This is a genomic window from Rhodoblastus acidophilus, from assembly GCF_900187365.1.
Lineage (GTDB): Bacteria > Pseudomonadota > Alphaproteobacteria > Rhizobiales > Beijerinckiaceae > Rhodoblastus > Rhodoblastus acidophilus.
On the sequence record NZ_FYDG01000025.1, the window covers coordinates 1 to 18606 of the forward strand.

An 18606-nucleotide genomic window follows, 5' to 3' on the forward strand; every position below is an offset into this window, starting at 1 on the left:
GCCGAATGGAAGCGAAAAGAGGCGTATCGGTATTACGCTTACCTGCTGGCCTGGTCGTGGGCCGGGACGCCCAACCTCCTGTCCGAAATCGTCTACAGCGACCAGGCCGCCCGCCTGATGGCGGAAATCTACGACGGCGATCCCACCCCGCTGTTCAATCTGCTGGTCGATCAATACGCCGACCAATCGTACCGCTTCTGGCAATTCCGGACGCTGATCTTGCTGGTCAAGAAGGACGCGCTGGACCTCGCAACCGTAAAAGACTTCCTGATCCGCGCCTTCGACCTGCTTGAGCAGGATCCGGAGCAGCATGTCTGGCGCGGCTGGGAGGAAGTGATCATCTATTTTGGCCTTGAGGAGCTGATCCCGCTCGTTGAACGCGCGCATAAGGCTGAGTGGATTCTCGAAGGAACGATCGAGGATTTCCGCGAGAGATGGGCCTACGCCAGGGCGCATCCGGAAGCCCCGATCGAGGGCGATCTGATCGCGCCTTACCAGGGTTTCGACAAGGAAGTCGCCGAGGCCTTCGCCAACCGCGCGCGGCCTTGATCAGCGCTTTCCGGCGGCGGCGGCGACGCAGCCATCGCTTCGCCCAGACCTTCAAGGGCCGGGCGAAGCGTGGATCGTCGTCAATCGCCCATTATCAGAACGCCGTCCGATTCCCTGTAGACAAGGCTGCGCGGCTCGGACGGACAGCACGGCTTGTCGTTGTCGCGGAAGGTTCGGGCTTCCACGTAAATTCTTCCGTCGCGCACGCTGACATTGTCGAGCTGGCCGACGGGAAGCGGCATGATCGGGATGTTCTTGAGGCGATCGTCGTCGATCGTGAGCACTTCGAATTCCGAGGTTTTGGCGGCTTCGCCCTCGGGCCCCTTCGGATAATCCAGCGAATAGCTGATGACGACGACGTCCCTCAATGCGTTCAGGCCGCCTTCATAGATCCGTTTGTAATCGACGACGTCGATGCTGCTGTAAATCGACTTGAGATAGTCGAGGATGATCGCGTCGGACGGCGCCTGGGCGTGGGCGGCCGGTGCGGTCAACGCAAGGCCAAGCGAGACGACGGCGGTTCGAGCGTAGCGGGTCAGCATGGTGTTCACCTCGGCGATGATCGCGATCAGGAGCGTTCGCGACTGGGGCGCCTTCATGGGTGACACGCACTGGCGCGAATGCGGACAGAGCCGTGGCGGCTGCGTTTCTCGTCTGATTGCCCCGCGCAAGCTTGTGTTTGCGTGTATACGGACATATATTTACGTCTACGCAAGGATCCGCCATGCCGCTCAACATTCGGAACGAAGAGGTCAATCAGCTCGCTGAGAAGCTTGCTGCGCAAAAACGCGTCAATAAGACCGAGGCGGTAAGAATCGCGCTCGAGAACGAATTGCGCCGCGCGTCTGAAGCGTTGCCTCTGTGGGAGCGGCTCAAACCGTTGCGCGACCGCGTCGCCGCCTATCCCGACAGCGGCCTTGCAGCAGACAAGGCGTTTTTCGATGAACTGAACGGTGACTACTGATGTTCGTCGACGCCTCAGTCATCATCGCCATCATGACAAGCGAGCCAGACGCCGAGTTTTTCGCGGCGCATATTGATGCGGCGCGGACAAAGCGGCCAGTGACCTCCGTCCTGGCGGTTTGGGAGGCGACGGTCGGATTGTACCGCAAGAAGCGCATTCCCATGAACGAGGCGGAAGCCCGAGTGCAGGAGTTTATCGAGGCCGCCGATATCCATGTGCTATCTGTTGGATCGCGCGACTTACCGACCGCTCTCCAGGCGTTCGAGCGTTACGGGCGGCATCGATACCCTGACGCCGAACGCAACAGCGCGCTCAATCTCGCCGACTGTTTCCATTATGCGGCGGCAAAATCCTGCCGCGCGCCGATCCTGACCAAGGATGGCGGCTTCGCCTTGACGGACGTCGCGACCATCGGCGTCGATCCATCCCGCGCAACGGCATCGTAGACTCACCACCTGGATCAGATCCACTTCCAAGCGGTCGCGCGTGCGCTGGCAGCGAGGGAGTATTCGGCACTTGCGCGACACGAACGCTCGTCGACTTCCCCGGGCGAAGCGAGACCGGGGCGGAGTGTCCCGCGCATTTTTCCGCGCGCTCGGCATCGGCCGAACGCTGGCTGTGAACGCGGCGCGCTCGACCAGGCGCGCAACGGCGTCCCGCCAGTCGGCCGCCATCACCGTTGATAAGCTGGCGCTATCGAAGCCAATGTGACGCCTTCTTACTGCGCTCAAGGCATCCGGCTCTTTCCGGCGGAAAGGCGACTTCGAAGGACGCTTTTGGCAAGATCGGCTTGGACGCCATAAGCGGGACTTCGTGGTTATCGCACCTTGACTGCCGGGTTTGACTAGCCTTTCCGCGAGGACCGTCGTCAAACTCGAGCGGATCGAACACGTGCTCAATGAGCTGCACCAGTTGAGGGTTGCCGTTTAGAAGCTCGAGCTTTTGCTACACGTAGATTTGGCGGGATGGGAACCCCTGCCCGTATTCATCGGTCGAGCCACACCGGGCGAACAGCTTCACGAGCACGGGACCGGTTCGGTAGGGGCAATTCGGGCTATTGCCGCTGATATCCGAAGCCAGCCGCGCCAGAGTTGCGGGCCGAAGTTTCATGTCGGCGAACCCCATAAAGTGGATTGCAGCAATGTGCCTGGTTTAGCTAACCCGGAAAATGCACGGCAGGTTGGCGGATGTAGCGTAAGCGCATGACTTAACGTAGGATTCGGTTGTCTAAGCCCATCCGCGCCATTTCTTGCGAGACCACATCCGCCGTGAATGAATCTACCCTGCCGCTGCCTGGCCTGTCACCCGTCGCCGGCAAATCTGTCGTGGTCAAATTTGACGGCGGTTCGCTGTCATCGGACGGCGGCATCCTGGCGCTGCGCGAAGTGGAGCAACGGCTGCGCGTCGCCGATCGCCTGATCAAGATCGCCGCGCGCGTCGTCGAGATGAAGACGATGATCAAGGTTCATTTGCCGACCGCTTGTCCTGTCCAGGAGACCTTGCGCCTTGTGCTGACGCGCATACCGCGCCTCGTGACCTGAGCGCCGGGGCGGAGCGCCCCATCTTCAACCCGTCCCGTCACCCCAAGCCTCGCTCACTGAATCTCCGCCACGCTTCAGGAGAGGCGCAGAACTGCGTCCGCGCGCGAAAAACTGCAGCGGAAAATTCGAAAACAGCCAGCCCAACGGTCAAAACGCTGCATAGTTGCGGCTAAAGGCCAGAAACGCTCGTGCAATTTTGAAAAAAAAGCCTAATCAAGCCATTAACGCTCGCAGTTTTGCTGTTTATACGCCGATTTTGGGTTGAACGCAGCCATTTGGCCAGGATGCTGATTAGACTAGCAATTTTCATGCAAATCATGTATATTATGCAAGTTATGCAATGGAGGACGCATGGACGTGCTTAAGGTCTCCGCAGCTGAATTTCAGCGCAACATCGGTCGCTATCAGGATCTCGCTCTGCGCCAACCCGTTGCCGTCACCCGCAACGGCCGCGAAAGCTGTGTCCTGCTGTCGACGGAGGAATATCGGCGCCTGCAACGGCGGGCGCGCGAGGTGCTGAGCATCGACGACTTCAGCGACACGGAAGTGGAAGCTGTGCGCCGCGCCGAAGCGCCGGCTGTGGCGGCAACGTTTGATAGCGAACTCAAGCTCTGACCCGTGACTTTTCCAACGCCGACGCCTGGTTTGGTTATTCGCTACTCGTATCTATGGCTGAGCGAATTTTTGCGCGGACAAGAAGAAGGGGTGAAGGATCGGCCCTGCGCCGTCTTGCTCGCCCTGACGGATGAAAACGGCGAACAGCGCGTAACGGTGCTGCCGATCACGCACACGCCGCCGGCCGATCCTGACCAGGCTGTCGAGATCCCAGCAGCAACGAAACGACGCCTTGGCTTGGACGATGAACGTTCCTGGATCATCCTGACGGAGAGCAATCGCTTCATCTGGCCGGGGCCAGATTTGCGGCCAGCGGCACGGGGAGACGCGTCCAGCGTTGCATATGGCCTGTTGCCGCGCGCCCTTTTTGCCGAAGTCCGCGACAAATGGTCGGCCCTCCGCACTGCGCGGACTGCTCGCGTCGTCGCAAGAACCGAATAACCAAAAGAGGCTGAGGCTGGTTTCAGGCGCACTCTTGGTGATAGGATGCGTTCGACGCACGACCACATTGATTTCGAGGACGTTATTCCAATGTTCAATTCGAAGGGGTATTTGGACCCTGGCCTGCATCCCATGGGACTCGATGAAATTGAGAAAAACCTCGTCACACCATTTCCGCACTCTTCAACACGAAAGGTGGTCATGGATGGATTTAGACGTCATACAGATGAGCTAAAGGCCATCATTGCTGAATATATACAGCTAATTGACGGAAGTTTTGCCTCAAATAAGAATGATCCTGGCGACATCGATCTTGTATGCTTCATAGACGGAGATAAGGTCGACGCGCTGCCTCCAGATTTACAAATGAAGCTACGGAATTTACTTTTAGGAAAGCAGACAAAAAATACGCGCCATTGTGATGCGTATTTTTGCCCCAGCTATCCGGACACGCATCCAAATTTTGAGGCTTATCGCGCAAACCGAAAATATTGGATGGGCGAATTTGGGTATGATCGCACGGATGTGCCTAAAGGGATTGTCGTCGTAGAGCAAAAAGCTGCACCTGCGACACTGTCAGCTTCTAGTTCACCATCATCTATCTCAGGTATTGCCCCATGAACCTCTGGCACAACATAGACGGCTCGACGGCTGAGGCGCAGCTACGAGGATTGAGCCGGCGTCTTGCCGAGCTAGATGAGGCGATGAAAGGCGGACAGCGAATGCTGGCCGACAACCCGCAAAGCTTTGCCGCTCGGCTTTCCTTGGAAAGTCTGAGTCAATTGCAAGAACGGCTGCAGCTGGAACGGGTGGCCCTCGTCCGGCATCGTAAAAGAGAACGTGTTGCGATTGCTCTGAAGGGAAATACGTTTTCTGATCACACCGCCAATATCGGTCAGCTCGGGCTTTTCTTAGTTCGCGTGCAAGGCCTTTATCAAAGTATCGCACAAGCAATAACGACCGGCCCGAAGAGCAGAGGACCAATTTCTCAAGATATATTAAGATCAACAGACCTGCGCTTTGCGAATGTATATCCATCATCTTTTGGCATGGAAATTTTCGTTAATTCCGCTTTTGATGATAGCGGCGAAAGCACGGCCGTATCGACGCTCCAAACTCTTTTCAATCTTCTGAATGCCGCTCGGCGTGAAGAGGAAGTTGTGCGTCTGTCTGGAGAACTCGGACAACGATCACTCGGTCATTTACGCAAAGTTTTACGCGACCTTGAACGTACTGGAGCAGGTTTTGCACTCGGGTGGACTGATGTCACCGGAACGGAATACTGTTGGTCCGCAGAAACTGACGACATTCCACAGCTCAATCGCAATGTGAACCGTTTTCAAGAAAAATACGTGGGTGAATGCACATTTGAAGGTGCTTTGATCGGAGCAAGCCTACTTAGAAATAGGTTCGAGTTCATGGACATGAACAAGCAGATTATTGAAGGCAAAATTACACGTGCAGTGAAGCCTAAATTAAGAGAATTTTTCGGTAGCTGGTGCTCTGTGAGTCTGGACAAAGTTGACATCATTGATAATTACAGCAACGAAACAAGAAGCTACTTCACTATGCTGGATATTAATCCGCGCGCAGCGAGCCAGACCCCTCAATGAAGCGCGAATACAACGCTGTTATCCTGGGACGAGCCGGGCGGTGTTAGGATCGTAGACCATGCCCGATATCGAACCATCACGGATTCGCTGAACCGCCTCGTCGATGACGTGAATCGGAACCAGAAACCACTCACGCGGCCTCACCGGATGTCCAAAGCGATCATGGATCGTAAGGTCGAGCTTGGCCGAAGCGAAGATGCGATGAAACAGCGCCTCTAGCTTCGAACGATTAATGTCTGCCAGCAAGTAGGTCGCGACCACCTCTACGGCTGCCAGTAGGTAGGTTGCATCGTTTGTTGCGTTTGCGATGCGCGTCTCAACTTTGCCGCCAGTCACGCCGATTTTGTGGATGAGTTCACGATGCTCGGCGACAAAGGGGTGCTTCGAGCAGCTTCGGAGGACGTAAATCGTCCCTGTCGCGATGTCGTCAGGCTCTAATTGGTCCCCAAACAGGGGGCCGGCTGTCGGGTTAGTGATGCGGCGTCCAGCCTCGTCCTTGTGCAAAGCGCGCTGCAAGGAGCGCATCAATAAGTTGCTTTCCGTGCCGTTCTCAAAGATCACGCGAAGGCGAGCATCGCGTCGGCCCTGAGCATTTGAAAACACTTCGCCCATTTCGGCGACATAGGCTTTCTGGCCGCCAACAATAAAAAAGTTGCCTGGCTGGATTTCCGCCTTCAATTCGAAAGGGCGTGTCTGCCGAATACCGGCTTCCAGTTCTTTTTGCACCTCTTCGAACAGGGGAGAGAATTTCTGGAAGTCATCGCACTTTTCCCGGTTCGCGATCTCCTCGGCTGCTTGCCGCTCCTCATAGGTGCCGACATGCCGCATCACCGTGATGTCATCATCGGCAAGCTGATCGAGGCCTAGCTCGGCGTCGAGGGCGTCATCGTCGAGCATGTTGGGATCGTCGCCAGCGGAACCTGGCGATGCAGAAAGAAGGCCTTGGCTATCCATCCCAGCGAGTAGCTCATGCGCTTCGGGAACGGAACGAAGCCGGTCCAATCGCACCGCATAAAGGCGTTCAAAGATGTCGCGATCTTCGCCATGCTGTGGCGCGCGACCATGTGCGGCCACGAAGCGCAAAATGTCCTCGAAGCCCGCGATGATACGCTGTTCGCGGTGCGACTTTCCGCCCGTCGCCTTGGGTTCAAGGTCGATGCCAAGCTCAGCGTCAAGTTCGTCGTCGGTCAAATCAGACATTGGCGGCCTTCTGCTGAGCACGGTAACGGGCATAGGCCGCCACACCTTCAGCCATTTTCTTTTCCCAAGCGTCCTGAGCGGTGATCTCGGGCATCCGCCCGCGTTCCTTCTTGAACTGCGCCGCGCGGACGGCAAGCGCCCTGGCGTCCTCGAAAGAGAGGTTGACGCGCTTGGCCGCGATCGTCGCCGCCACCTGCTTCAGGATTTTCTCGTCCATGGCCTTCGACAGCACTGCATAGGCTGCATCGAACGGGTTGATCCGGTCGATCAGGTCGATCAGGTCGATGTCGAGTTCCCGCACGTCCATGGCGATTCGGCGCACACCGTCGAGCAAGGCGGTATTAGCTTTCTGGTCCACCCCGCCGTCACCCCCGCCACCAGCAAGCTGCTTCGCCTGTTGGGTGAGGTTCAGCGCCGCAATGGCGTGCTGGCGGATGGCCTCCTGGTCGGTCTCACTCAGCTCCGGATAGCGGTCGCGGACGATCTTCCCCATGCGAAGCTGCGTCAGCTCTTCGGGAATGGTGTTGTCCCGATCAAACAGACCCCGTTCAAGAGCTGTCTTGTCCTGCACGAAAGCCGTGATGACTTCGTTGAGGTCCTCCCGGCACACCCGCGTCGCTTCTTCGCTTTCCGGCTTTATCAGGCCGTTGATTTCGAAATGAAACTGCCCGCTTTCTTCATTGAAGCCGACATTCCTCTTGCCCTCTTGGTAGCCGCCGGGGCCATAATCGAAGCCTTCCTTCGGCCCGGCGTTCTTCGGGGTAAATTCGAAGCGCGGCGCAAGAACCTGCTCCATCAGCAAGCTGGCGGCGATCGCCTTCAGCGTGTCGTTGATGGCTGCAACCACCTGGGCTTCGGCGGCATCCGGCTCGGCGATCAGGTTGGTGAAGCGCGCCTTCTCTTTCCCCGGCGCGTCACGGGTCGCGCGGCCGATGATCTGGATGATTTCGGTCAAGCTGCTGCGATAGCCGACGGTGAGAGCGTGTTCGCACCAAATCCAGTCAAAGCCCTCCTTGGCCATACCAAGGGCAATGATGATGTCCACATTGTCCCGATTGCTGCGGCTTGCCGGGTCCTTCAGGGAGGCCAGCACCCGCGAGCGTTCGGTCGCGTCGCTATCGTCCACCAGGTCGGCAACCTTGATCGTGCGCCCGTCAGGCAGCACGATCCTGTGAAAACCGGTTACAGGATCGACACCCTTCCAATCGCCAAGGGCGTCCATGATCTCTTCGACTTCCTTGTGCTTATCCTTGGTGCTCTCGCGCGCGTTGACATTCGGGATATGCACGATCGTCTTCATCGACGGATCGAGCACCTTCATGATCGCGTCGAGATACCGGCCCGTGTAGAAGAAATAGCCAATGTCGAGCGATTTCAAATAATCGTAGCCGTTGAGCTGCTCATAATAGGTATAGGTGACGGTCTCGAACTTCGCCTCGTCCTGAGGCGCAAGCACAGCCTCCGCATCGCCCCGGAAATAGGAACCGGTCATCGCGACGATATGCACTTTGTCGCGGGTGATGAATTGCCCGAGCTGGTTGCCCAGCCGGTTATCCGGATTGCTGCTGACATGGTGGAACTCGTCCACGGCGATCAGCCGATCATCGAAGGCGGCAATGCCCAGCTCATCGACGGCGAAGCGGAAGGTCGCGTGGGTGCAAACCAGCACCGGATCGCCACTCGCCAGGAACTCGCCAACCGCTTTGACCTTAGACTTCGCCACTTTCACGTCGTCGATGCCGGGCGCGTTGCACAGGTTCCATTGCGGCTTCACAGTCCAGTCGGCCCAGAAGCCATAGGCGCTGAGCTTCTCGTCGGCAAAGCTGCCGCCGATCGAGCGTTCCGGAACCACGATGATCGCCTGTTTGAGGCCCTGATTATGCAGCTTGTCGAGCGCCACGAACATCAGCGCACGCGACTTGCCGGATGCCGGCGGTGACTTGATGAGAAGATATTGCTCGCCGCGATGCGCAAAGGCGCGCTGCTGCATCGGCCGCATCCCCATGGTATCGGCTTTAGTCGAGGCCCCGGTGCGGGCTGTCGTGAGTGAGACGGATGGGATTGTCCGCTTATTGGTGGGATTTTCAGCCATTATACCGCCTTCCTACCTTTCTTCTTGATTGGCGGCTGCGTGGCCGTCATTTTGGTATAGAGTTCAAAGAGCTTTTCCAGACGCTCGGTGTCATTCTTGAACCGGCGGCCGATATAGATGCGTTCAAGCAATTCGTCGTTCTCGTCATGGGCGCGACGCAAATCCTCCGGCATGGCCTCTGGGTCATAGAGGTCGGCAATCGTCGCCGGGAAATGAGCCTCACGGGCCAAAAGGATATTCTCGGCGCAGCGGGTGAGGTCGGCCTTGTGCTGCTCGGTCAGTTTAGGAACCGGGAAGGTATTCCATCCGAGGGTGTTGGAGTAGCGAAAGTCGGTCTTCAGCTTGCCGCAGACAGAGGCGATCCACACCAAATGCAGGCGCGAGGCGATGAGCGCCATGTTCCAGAGGGGGGCGTCGTAGAGGGCGAAGGCTTGGTTGGTCGTCACCGCACTTGCAGGCTTAAGATCGACAGGAATGAAATCACGTCGCTCAGACGATACGGTCGGCACTAGGATCGAGTGCCTAATGGCAATATTGCGGTCACGATATTGATGAGATCGGATCGCGAGTTTGTTCAACGACTTATCGCGACTGGTTGTGCGATTCGTATAGACTGACGCTATTCTACGAGCGATTTCAGGATCACTCTCCGCTAGCGACAAATCATGATCATCTATCCAGAGACAGTAGCGAGAAAGCCCCTTGATAAATTCTTGCGCTCCATAAACCGGGCGTATCAATTTAGACAGATCAGGACGGCGCAACAAAATTTCGGCCCGCTCCTTCGAGTAGAGTGTAAGATGGTTCCCATCGCCCGGATAGTTTCCGTAATTCATCTCGAAAAGTTCTGCTAATGTTTCCGTCCGGGGCGTTATCATGAAGTCGTCCGCCGGGACTAAGTAGGCGTTGATGTGATTTGCCACCTTGATGGCAACAGAGCCGTCAGCCGATAAAGAGTACAGTTTCCTGAGCGGTTTCGGCGTTCTGGAAATTCCGACAATTGCGACAGTCACACCGGCGTTATGACTAGCCAGATTGGACCACTTGAAGCTCGTGTGGGCGAAGGCGATTTGGTGGCCGGTTTTGAATACGAGCGGCCAGAGTAATGGCACCTGCTGGCCTTGGCAGATCGAGTTGGTGGTGACGAAGGCCGCAACTGCGTCCGTATGCCGACCGTACTCAGCGGCTTTCATGAACCAGCCAGCCACATAGTCGAGAGTCTTCCAGCTTGGAGCGCGCCCCTCAAATATCTGTGCTAGATCCTCCTTTTGCTCGGGCAATTGCTCGCGGGAACCCTGATAAGGAGGATTTCCGCAGACATACGTCTCGCCACCCTCGTTCTCGAAATCGATCTGGGCTTGACTGAGGGGCGTATGAAACAGGTCTTCGGCCGCAAACTTCACACCGGTCCCAGTGGGCGGACAAATTGAAAGCCAGTCGAGCCTAAGCGCGTTGCCGCAGGTGATCCAGTTCATGGCGTCGAGCGGCAGAAACTCGGACAACGCTTCCTTCTGTCCGCGATAGAGCACATCGCACTGAAACTCCGCGATGATCAGCGCAAGCCTTGCAATCTCGGCCGGGAAGTCGCGCAGCTCGATGCCCCGAAAATTGGTCAGCGGGATTTCGGTCCGCAGGCTGGATTCACCGCGCCGCCGGTTGATCTCGGCCTCGATAGCCCGCATTTGCTTATAGGCGATGACCAGAAAATTGCCGGAGCCGCAGGCCGGATCGAATACCCTGATCTTCGCCATGCGTTTGCGCAGGTTCAGCAACATGCGGGCGTTGTCGCCCGCCGCATCAAGCTGGCTTCGCAGGTCGTCCAGAAACAGCGGATTGAGCACCTTCAGGATATTCGGCACGCTGGTGTAGTGCATACCGAGGGCACCGCGCTCGTCATCGTCGGCTACAGCTTGGATCATTGAACCGAAAATGTCGGGATTGATCGCTTTCCAGTCGAGGCCGCCAACATGCGCAAGATAGGAGCGGGCAAGCTTGCTGAAACGCGGCACGTCGGTACTGCCGGAAAACAGCCCGCCATTTACATAGGGCAAAACGGTCGCCCAACCCGGCAAGCCTGCCTGAGCTTGATCGGCCGTCTTGGTGTTCATGGCGCGAAACAGCGTGCTAATCACCTCATGAGTATTGGCAGAACTTGCCTCGCTCATGCGCGCGACGGTCGCCGAGAACCCCCCCTCGGGATAGAAAATGCCGGTCTTCTCGGCGAAAAAGCAGAAGATCAGCCGCGCCATGAAATGGTTCATGTCATGGCGGCGAGCCGGCTGACTCCAATCCGGATTGTCTTTCAGCAGCTCCACATAGAGCTTGTTGAGCCGCCCTGTCGCCTTCACATCGATCGGGTTGTTCTTGATTTCCTTGACCGCTGAGATACCCGCCAGCGGCAGGAACAGTCCGAAATGCAAAGGAAGATCGGCGTAATCGGCTGCGATCACCTCACCGCTGGCCAGTTCCTCGGCCTCGACTGTCACGCCATCGGTCGCCAGAATGAATTTGGCCTTGGCAGAAGCGGTCTTCGGACTGTCGCGCAACGCCTTCAGCGTGGCAGTGACAGACCCCGGCGCACAAACTGCGATATGGATATTGCTCCGTTGCAGCACGCCACCCGGCACGTCGGAAGCGTTCGTCTCGCCCTTGCGAAGGCGCTTCAGCGTCGTTTCCTTGTTGTCGAAGGCAGCGAGGAATAGGTACGGAAACTCCGCCGCATCAAACGGTTGCTGCACGAGATTCGATACAGCATCTTCGATTTCAACCGCGTTCATTCTGACAAATTCCGTTCCGCACCATCGCATTTAGCCTTTTAGGGCAAAGATCATTGGTTCTGAAGAGAGATCATCCTGGACCAGGTTACCCTTTAGGAAAATGAAAATCTAGTGTAACATAAATGGTATTATGTTACACAAAACGCCATGATCGCGACGGTTCACGCGCTTGCAGCTTTGTGGAAGCTCACGCGGCAAGCCAATGATCTGGGATGACCTGAGCCGCCTGCCCGCAGCTCCACACGGCAGCATTCCCTGCCGCGTCGATCCTCGGAAATATGACCGCAGTTTACCGCGGCCATTTATCTTTCGTGTCAGCCTCCGAAATCTCATCCGAAGGATCTACAGCGTAGCTGTTATTTCCGCCGCCGTTCCGACATGTCACTCATGAGTGATAAGTGCGCGTACCGAAGCGATAGTTTCGTCCCACGCTTCCTGTATGAGGCTGACGACGCGTTTATCTCCTTCACCCATGTTGGCGTCTGAGAACCAGGAGTTATTTTTCTCTTTAATGCGGTCCCGATAGCCTCGACCGCGCTCACATTCGCAGGCCTGCCAGAAGGCGACATCAAGGCGCATTTCGTCAGCGTGGATGCTTTGCCCAACGAGCTGGACCTTGCGCACCATTTTGTCGAAGCCCGCTTCCGCAGCACGCAAGCACTGACGAATGAGGTCGAAGGCATCGGCCATCTCGTCATCCTGAAGGAGATTTTCAGCCACCTCCTTCAGGGCAATCAACTTCGGTTGGATAAGCTGCGTAGCGACACGGCGCGCACCATGGCTGAGCTGGTGCGAGTAATCTAAGTTTGGCCACTCGCCCGCCCGCACGATTGAGGCAGCAATGGACCGCGGATGGGCGTTGCCGATTGCAGCCAAAAGACTGTCTTGAACGTGGCGCGTCGGCCGCTCATTGAGCTTGGTGTTAGTAGTAAGCCAGACTTCAAGGCGACGGGCAGCGGCACGCATGATCTCAGCAGCTTGTTCCCGCTCATAATTAGCGAGGAGCGCATGCGCATCGGCAATAATCTGCCGAACACTGTTACGATGATATTCCCGCACCGCGGAAATGCGATCACGTATAAATCTCCGCAGTGTATCGGGATCATCTTCGGCTGAGTTGAAGAAAAAAGTGGGTAGATCTTTTAATCCGAGCGGCTGAAGTTTAAGCTCTACCTCTTCTCCTTTGACTATATAGCCTTCTTCTGCGGTCGCCACTGGGAAACCATTGTCTTTGACGTTGAGCGCATCGCCAGGGCGAGGCAGGACGAGAATGCCGACATGGCTGCCCAGCGTTCTGACACCACCTTCTTGTGCGCGTTTGAGAAGGCCGCGGATCTGGACCTGCGGCGCTTCGTTGAAGACGCTACACAGCACGACAATGGAATGAGGATCGTCGAAATGCTGCTCAAGGTCGGCTCGCTCGGCGTCGTCGATACCTTGAGTATCGATAAGAGTGACGGACAGGGCGTCGTCACCAAGTATCGAAGAGGGCAAAACCAGTTCGATGCGCTTCGGCAGCGTGAATTCCGGATGGCGCCCATTATTAACAAGCTCGAATTTCTCTTGGAGCCATTCGAGCGGTGAGCGACCCGTGGTATCGACGTGCCAAAGGTCGCGGCGGTCACGTTTGTGCAATTCCATGCGATCAAGGAGCTCGATACAGAGCGCCTTGACCTCGGGAAAAGCTTCGGCAAGAGTGCGCTCATCGTCGAAACCTGGCACAATGGTGCCGTCAGGCTTCTTTTCGGTACGCCTTTTCTTGAGGCCAGCCATATTGCGCAAAGCGCGGGCAACCTCACGGGAAATTCCCGTTGAACTTCCGTCATTATCAGGATCGTCAGCGGCCAATGCCGAGCGGCCTGTGTTCAGCAGGACGTTCGCGTAGTCGGTGACGTGCTGGCGCAGCTCATCCTCGGGACAAGGCTCGATGATCAAGCCGTAGCCAGGCCCTCGGCGAAGATGAACTTCGCAAATCGTAATCCCACCCGAGCCAGTTTCGAGCACAGCCTTGGGCATGCCCTTAAGAGTTGGGAGCTCTAGTCGTTCGGCACGACAGATGGCGGTCGACTTGCCGGCGGCAATAGTGCCGATGAAGGCGACGCGGTAACGCTTCTCCGCAACACGTGCCGCTGCAGTTAGGAGTTCTTCCTTGTAGCGCACAAGGCGGCGCTCAAAAAATTGTTTTACGTCGGGACTTTCGGCCAACTCATGGATCTTCTGGGCCGCTTGTTCAGCCTCCCAAAGCAGGTCGGCATCAACATCGGAAAGCGAAGGTTCGGGAAGGATTACCCATTGACGGGCGAGTTGGTTCTGGACCTTGAGCGCATCAGGAGAGCCGATACCATTCAAAATGCCGACGAGTTCTTCGTCAGAAAGCGCGCGCTCGCCGGTTTCTACGCGGGACAAAACGGCAGCACTCCATTCGATGCGACGGGCGAGTTCGTTCTGCTTCAGGCCCGCCTGCTCACGGAGGACGGCGAGGTGTTTACCTATTTCGATCTGACGGCTCATCATAAAATTCCTCTATTACATACATCCAACAATCATTCAGAAACGTTTCATATCATATCAGAAACGTTTCAGCAAGGTTCCTGGCGGCGCTTTGGCTCCCACGGTCCAAAACCCGCGATCGCGCTGCGGCACCTAGTCAAAATGGGAGTGTTGTCGGCCAGTCATGTCTTGGATGGCACCGCATCCGAGCGGGCCGAATGACGAACGGGTCTGGTGAACTCCATCCCTTGTCGCTGACGATCATCTTCGGCTTCGGTAGGCGAGGCAATCAAACCGGGTGCAAGGATTTGCAGTTCTCTAACACTCGCTCAGGATTGTGAACTATTATAGGTACTGTAATGGGTGATTTCGAAGATATTTTTGGTGAGGGTGCGGACATCGAATCCATAATTGATGGGATTTATGAAGAATACAGTCGAGAAAGCGCCAGGCTGGCGAGGGGGGCGACCAGAAGGAAACTAGATAACAATTCTTATCAAGATGAGTCGGACGCTTGGCGGAATTATATGGTTTCTCGCGGTTATACAAAAGATCCACAGCTCTCGACGTATGAAGAGCTATCTGCATGGGATTGTGAAAACAAACGTCCCCATATTCGGCGTCGCAATGGATGCGGATTTGAAGTGTTTTTCACTGATCGACAGTCCTCGCAATCGTTCCAATCCAAAGGCGCCCCGAAGACTGATGACGACGAGATTCCGTTTTGAGCCGTTACATCTACTGTCGCTTGACGGGGTGGACCGGAGCAAATCTGAGCATCAGCCAACAAGGCTGACGCCATCACGGTCGCCGCCGATCCGGCAGGCGCGTAAAACTTGCTTCCACCACGGTAGTGCACGCTGGTCCGTCACCCGCGAAAACGCAAGCCGCTGTCTTCAAAGCGACCGGCATAGGCGATGATTGCGCGAACGCCCCGCGGCGCTAGCGATACCAAGTCGGTCGAGTGTGTTGTGCTGCGGAGCGTTATGTTACGCTAATGTCCATGAAAGAGGATCTAGGCAATCAGGCCTTCGAGGTGTCGGAATCCCGTCCGCCGGCGCTGGCGTCGAGCGGGCCGCCAGCGGTGATCGGGCGCGAGATCGTCGTGCCGAAGTTTGTGGCCGACGTCGGCGACAAGGCGGCGCGCCGCTACGCCAATTTCTTCGGCGCGATCGAGAACGACAACACCCGCGCCGCCTACATGCGCGCCTGCGCCAGCTTCTTCGCCTGGTGCGAGGCCAGGGACATTCACGACCTGGCGGAGGTCGAGCCGATCCATGTCGGCGCCTACGTCAAGGCGCTCGGCACCGCGCGGGAAAAGCCGACGGTGAAGCAGCATCTCGCGGCGGTGCGCATGCTGTTCGACTGGCTGGTGGTCGGCCAGGTCATGCTGCTCAACCCGGCGCACGCGGTGCGCGGGCCGAAACATGTGGTCAAGCGCGGCAAGACGCTGGTGCTGACGCCGGCCGAAGCGCGCAAGCTGCTCGACGGAATCGACGTCTCGACCGTGGTAGGCCTGCGCGACCGGGCGCTGATCGGCCTCATGGTCTATTCCTTCGCCCGCGTGGGCGCCGCGGTCGGCATGAAGGTCGAGGACTATTACAGCCAAGGCAAACGCTGGTGGGTACGCCTGCACGAAAAAGGCGGCAAGCGCCACGAAATGCCGGCCCATCACAACCTCGAGGCCTATCTCGACGCCTACCTCGAGGCGGCGCGGATCGACGACGCCAAGAAGACACCACTGTTCCGCTCGGCCCGCGGGCGCACCGGCGCGCTGACCGACAACGCCATGGACCGCGTCGACGTCTACCGCATGATCCGGCGCCGCGCGCGCGACGCCGGCCTCGATGCCGATATCTGTTGCCACACCTTCCGCGCCACGGGGATCACCGCCTATCTGGAAAACGGCGGCACGCTCGAAAACGCCCAAGCCATGGCGGCGCATGAAAGCCCGCGCACCACCAAGCTCTATGACCGGACGGGCGATGAAATTACGCTTGATGAGGTCGAGCGGATAGCGATTTAGCCGCCATGACGGCACGCGATGCCGCCCCATCTACCGCCTGGCACACTCTCGCACCAACGACGCGACACACCCTTGACCAAGCGGCAGCTCAGGAGCCACCATCGCTTTTGATGCGCTTGATGAGCGTCAACCACTTAACGACTTCATGCAAATAATACCGTGCCGATAAGCTGATTTAGAAAGGCTTCCGCAATGGATTCGGAAAAAATAAAAGAATACGACCTCATAACTGACGACATTAAGTTTTTTATCGAAGGCATTTCAGAGCGTTTTAACGAACTGATATTGCGCATTGCGAATCACATTATCGGTTCATCCCCAGAACGGCAGCAAATATTTGCGCCACTGCTTTATTCTGAATTTTGCGATGACGAAATAGAACACCCGATCGAATGGGCGGTCAAAATTGCGGAAATCGTCGCTAAAAACATTGTTTTGTCAGATTTTACCAAACACACGCCGCCTCCATTTGATTTTAAAAAAACCGGCAGCGTCGACGTTTTCCTGTCCAGCCCAGCGCGCGCGGAAATATCAGATGTGCTTTGCGAAGCGAAGCTTTCACTTCGCGATTTTCCAAAAGAGGATGTCTCTAGAAAACGACTCATGTCGTACGCCAACATTGCGCACAATAAAATTTTAGAAGACAGTCGAAATTCTATGATTGATTTTATTTTAACAGTGCTGCGGGCTAATATTTTCGAAGATTGTTTTGACAGCTTAGACGTTGAAATTGGTGACGGATGGATAGAATCATTTGCAGCAGCATATCTGGATAGCAATAAGAACGTCATGTTATCCGACACGAAATCGATCGTAAATCGCTTGAAAAATGAGGCGTCAAAATTAGAGGAGTTTGACGAAAAAATAGGTGAGTGTGACATTCGTGAAGCCTCAAATGAATTCTTCGGTTCTGATTTTACGGAGCTTTTCCTCGGCCCCGAAGAGGATAGTGATATAGAAGACGACGGCGAAACACCGTAAGACCGCATGTCTCTCTCTCCGAGCCTTGAGTCCCACAAATTGCGACTTTCCAACATCAGCCGCCACCGGCTGAAACCACTGGCATTGCGGCGGTCCAGAGATGAACCGCGTGCCCGTCCACGCATGAACCGCGAAAAATCGATGCCCGCATGCGGTTTGTCGGATTGTCACAATTTTTGGGACTCCCGCTCATTGATGCCAATGGATTTGCCTGTTGCACAATTTCGGGATTGATTCACAATTACTGGAACTGGCGTCGAGTTTGATTCGTAGTTTGTGGAACCAGATTGCAGCGGTTTTGCAAGGCGGTCCATGGATTTTGACGACATCGGTCCGCGAGAGTGGGCGGCGGCGCAACGTCGGGCGGAGATTCTTTCGGCGCTGCCCGAGCGGCCTTCGGGCGAACAGATCCGCGACGCAATGGCGGCCCTCGGGGTCGGCCGGACGACGGTGTTTCGCTGGTTGAAGCGGTTTCGTGACAGCGCTCGCGCCAGCGCGTTGGCGCCGCGCCGTCGAGGCCCCCATTCCGGCATGCGGCCGATGGCGCCTGATGTCCTCCCCATCGTGGAGAAGCATTTCCGCGACTTCTACGCGACGCAGCGGCGTCCCACGCTGACGCGATTTTGGGCCGAGGTCGCCGCCGATTGTCGCTGCCAAGGATCGCTGGTTCCGTCCATTCGTCGTTGGCGTCGTTGGCTCGATCGCCACGACGAGGCCGAACTGCTGCGACGGCGCGAAGGCAAGGGAAAGTCGGAGGCGGTCTATCGTAAGCGGCACGAGCGTCCCACATGGCGGTTTTCGTTAGAATAGTTGAGACTCGCTGGGGTCGAACCTGAGCGAGCTTCGTAAATCCATGCATCAAGCCAGAGATCAAGGCGCCTCGTACCAGCGCGTTGAGGTGATCACCGGCGCGCGGCGTCGGCGCGATTGGAGCGACGCCGAAAAGGCGCGCATTGTTGCGGAGAGCTTCAGCCCGGATACGAGCGTCTCGGACGTCGCGCGGCGCAACGGCGTCAGCCGCGGCCTCTTGACTGTTTGGCGACGCGAAGCTCGAACGGCGATTGCCGAGGGATCGCTCTTTGCCCGAGTCGAGGTCGAGGATGCGTCAGCTGGGTCGCCGCCAAGAGAACTGGGCATGGCGCCAGCGGAGCCGGACGCGCGCCCGGAGCGCATCGAGGTTGCAATCGCGGGCGCGACGGTGCTTGTGCCGGCTGGCGCCGACGAGACTGTCAGGAATTCCGTGTGAAGGCGGGTTCCGTTTTCATGCCAAGCTGAACCGATCCGGGAACAGGATGGCGAATTGAGCTTTCGCCATCA

At 56.9% G+C, this 18606-nt stretch carries 17 protein-coding genes and 2 pseudogenes; 14 read left to right on the top strand and 5 right to left on the bottom strand.

Annotated elements, in window-relative coordinates; translation table 11 throughout:
• The coding region (locus CFB24_RS23230) for a hypothetical protein (RefSeq protein ID WP_176440466.1) at positions 1 to 549 on the top strand (549 nt) is incomplete at its 5' end.
• Between the two features lie 80 nt (positions 550 to 629).
• On the opposite strand, the gene CFB24_RS20410 is transcribed toward CFB24_RS23230, so the two are convergent.
• On the bottom strand, positions 630 to 1148 hold the full coding sequence (locus CFB24_RS20410) for a hypothetical protein (RefSeq protein WP_088522476.1): 519 nt from the start codon (positions 1146 to 1148) through the stop codon (positions 630 to 632).
• A 125-nt stretch (positions 1149 to 1273) separates the two neighbouring features.
• Between CFB24_RS20410 and CFB24_RS20415 the strand changes: the two genes are divergently transcribed.
• The 8 genes and pseudogenes from CFB24_RS20415 (at position 1274) to CFB24_RS22790 (ending at position 5723) form a co-directional block, all read left to right on the top strand.
• The gene (locus CFB24_RS20415) at positions 1274 to 1513 is read left to right on the top strand and encodes a type II toxin-antitoxin system VapB family antitoxin (RefSeq protein ID WP_088522477.1); all 240 of its coding nucleotides are present in this window, start codon (positions 1274 to 1276) and stop codon (positions 1511 to 1513) included.
• Positions 1513 to 1959 (top strand): type II toxin-antitoxin system VapC family toxin, encoded by a 447-nt coding sequence (locus CFB24_RS20420; protein WP_088522478.1) that lies wholly within the window; start codon positions 1513 to 1515, stop codon positions 1957 to 1959. Before CFB24_RS20415 ends, CFB24_RS20420 begins: the two co-directional genes overlap by 1 nt.
• An 822-nt stretch (positions 1960 to 2781) precedes the next feature.
• Positions 2782 to 2931, top strand: a pseudogene (locus CFB24_RS23760) (IS1380 family transposase); the annotation flags it as partial.
• Positions 2926 to 3054: pseudogene (locus CFB24_RS24115) on the top strand (transposase); the annotation flags it as partial. The pseudogenes CFB24_RS23760 and CFB24_RS24115, both read left to right, overlap by 6 nt.
• 351 nt (positions 3055 to 3405) lie before the next feature.
• Positions 3406 to 3669 carry a type II toxin-antitoxin system Phd/YefM family antitoxin gene (locus CFB24_RS20430; protein ID WP_244593348.1) on the top strand — a complete coding sequence of 88 codons (264 nt, stop codon included), beginning with the start codon at positions 3406 to 3408 and terminating at the stop codon, positions 3667 to 3669.
• A gap of 30 nt (positions 3670 to 3699) precedes the next feature.
• Positions 3700 to 4110: a hypothetical protein gene (locus CFB24_RS20435; RefSeq protein ID WP_244593349.1), complete on the top strand. Its 411-nt coding sequence runs from the start codon at positions 3700 to 3702 to the stop codon at positions 4108 to 4110.
• Positions 4111 to 4200: 90 nt separating this feature from the next.
• Entirely contained in the window at positions 4201 to 4731 is a 531-nt protein-coding gene (locus CFB24_RS22785; RefSeq protein ID WP_141098535.1) for a DUF6932 family protein, read from the top strand.
• Entirely contained in the window at positions 4728 to 5723 is a 996-nt protein-coding gene (locus tag CFB24_RS22790) for a hypothetical protein (protein ID WP_141098536.1), read from the top strand. Before CFB24_RS22785 ends, CFB24_RS22790 begins: the two co-directional genes overlap by 4 nt.
• Positions 5724 to 5741: 18 nt before the next feature.
• Here CFB24_RS22790 and CFB24_RS20445 read toward each other — a convergent pair whose 3' ends face one another.
• The 4 genes from CFB24_RS20445 to CFB24_RS20460 all read right to left on the bottom strand — a co-directional run bounded on the left by CFB24_RS20445 (position 5742) and on the right by CFB24_RS20460 (position 14303).
• Positions 5742 to 6923, bottom strand: coding sequence for a GIY-YIG nuclease family protein (locus CFB24_RS20445; RefSeq protein ID WP_088522482.1), 1182 nt, complete (start codon positions 6921 to 6923; stop codon positions 5742 to 5744).
• Positions 6916 to 9015, bottom strand: coding sequence for a DEAD/DEAH box helicase (locus tag CFB24_RS20450; protein WP_088522483.1), 2100 nt, complete (start codon positions 9013 to 9015; stop codon positions 6916 to 6918). The genes CFB24_RS20445 and CFB24_RS20450 overlap by 8 nt, the downstream gene beginning before the upstream one ends.
• Positions 9015 to 11792 (bottom strand): class I SAM-dependent DNA methyltransferase, encoded by a 2778-nt coding sequence (locus CFB24_RS20455; RefSeq protein ID WP_088522484.1) that lies wholly within the window; start codon positions 11790 to 11792, stop codon positions 9015 to 9017. The genes CFB24_RS20450 and CFB24_RS20455 overlap by 1 nt, the downstream gene beginning before the upstream one ends.
• 381 nt (positions 11793 to 12173) lie before the next feature.
• Positions 12174 to 14303: a helix-turn-helix domain-containing protein gene (locus tag CFB24_RS20460; RefSeq protein WP_088522489.1), complete on the bottom strand. Its 2130-nt coding sequence runs from the start codon at positions 14301 to 14303 to the stop codon at positions 12174 to 12176.
• 338 nt (positions 14304 to 14641) lie between these two features.
• On the opposite strand from CFB24_RS20460, the gene CFB24_RS22795 reads away from it, so the two are divergent.
• The 5 genes from CFB24_RS22795 (at position 14642) to tnpA (ending at position 18535) form a co-directional block, all read left to right on the top strand.
• Complete coding sequence (locus CFB24_RS22795) at positions 14642 to 15010, top strand: hypothetical protein (RefSeq protein ID WP_141098537.1); 369 nt, start codon at positions 14642 to 14644, stop codon at positions 15008 to 15010.
• A gap of 275 nt (positions 15011 to 15285) precedes the next feature.
• A complete protein-coding gene (locus CFB24_RS20465; protein WP_088522490.1) occupies positions 15286 to 16308 on the top strand; it encodes a tyrosine-type recombinase/integrase in 1023 nt (340 codons plus the stop codon).
• 192 nt (positions 16309 to 16500) lie between these two features.
• On the top strand, positions 16501 to 17289 hold the full coding sequence (locus CFB24_RS20470) for a hypothetical protein (RefSeq protein WP_088522485.1): 789 nt from the start codon (positions 16501 to 16503) through the stop codon (positions 17287 to 17289).
• A gap of 312 nt (positions 17290 to 17601) precedes the next feature.
• Positions 17602 to 18099: a helix-turn-helix domain-containing protein gene (locus CFB24_RS20475; RefSeq protein WP_088522486.1), complete on the top strand. Its 498-nt coding sequence runs from the start codon at positions 17602 to 17604 to the stop codon at positions 18097 to 18099.
• Between the two features lie 88 nt (positions 18100 to 18187).
• Complete coding sequence (gene tnpA / locus CFB24_RS20480) at positions 18188 to 18535, top strand: IS66-like element accessory protein TnpA (RefSeq protein WP_244593350.1); 348 nt, start codon at positions 18188 to 18190, stop codon at positions 18533 to 18535.
• The last annotated feature ends 71 nt before the right edge of the window (positions 18536 to 18606 follow it).

Excerpts from the sequence above, each read along its gene's own strand:
- CFB24_RS20410 (WP_088522476.1), bottom strand. The coding sequence starts at position 1,148 with ATGAAGGCGCCCCAGTCGCGAACGCTCCTGATCGCGATCATCGCCGAG.
- CFB24_RS20415 (WP_088522477.1), top strand. The coding sequence starts at position 1,274 with ATGCCGCTCAACATTCGGAACGAAGAGGTCAATCAGCTCGCTGAGAAG.
- CFB24_RS20420 (WP_088522478.1), top strand. The coding sequence starts at position 1,513 with ATGTTCGTCGACGCCTCAGTCATCATCGCCATCATGACAAGCGAGCCA.
- CFB24_RS20430 (WP_244593348.1), top strand. The coding sequence starts at position 3,406 with ATGGACGTGCTTAAGGTCTCCGCAGCTGAATTTCAGCGCAACATCGGT.
- CFB24_RS22785 (WP_141098535.1), top strand. The coding sequence starts at position 4,201 with ATGTTCAATTCGAAGGGGTATTTGGACCCTGGCCTGCATCCCATGGGA.
- CFB24_RS22790 (WP_141098536.1), top strand. The coding sequence starts at position 4,728 with ATGAACCTCTGGCACAACATAGACGGCTCGACGGCTGAGGCGCAGCTA.
- CFB24_RS20445 (WP_088522482.1), bottom strand. The coding sequence starts at position 6,923 with ATGTCTGATTTGACCGACGACGAACTTGACGCTGAGCTTGGCATCGAC.
- CFB24_RS20450 (WP_088522483.1), bottom strand. The coding sequence starts at position 9,015 with ATGGCTGAAAATCCCACCAATAAGCGGACAATCCCATCCGTCTCACTC.
- CFB24_RS20455 (WP_088522484.1), bottom strand. The coding sequence starts at position 11,792 with ATGAACGCGGTTGAAATCGAAGATGCTGTATCGAATCTCGTGCAGCAA.
- CFB24_RS20460 (WP_088522489.1), bottom strand. The coding sequence starts at position 14,303 with ATGAGCCGTCAGATCGAAATAGGTAAACACCTCGCCGTCCTCCGTGAG.
- CFB24_RS22795 (WP_141098537.1), top strand. The coding sequence starts at position 14,642 with ATGGGTGATTTCGAAGATATTTTTGGTGAGGGTGCGGACATCGAATCC.
- CFB24_RS20465 (WP_088522490.1), top strand. The coding sequence starts at position 15,286 with ATGAAAGAGGATCTAGGCAATCAGGCCTTCGAGGTGTCGGAATCCCGT.
- CFB24_RS20470 (WP_088522485.1), top strand. The coding sequence starts at position 16,501 with ATGGATTCGGAAAAAATAAAAGAATACGACCTCATAACTGACGACATT.
- CFB24_RS20475 (WP_088522486.1), top strand. The coding sequence starts at position 17,602 with ATGGATTTTGACGACATCGGTCCGCGAGAGTGGGCGGCGGCGCAACGT.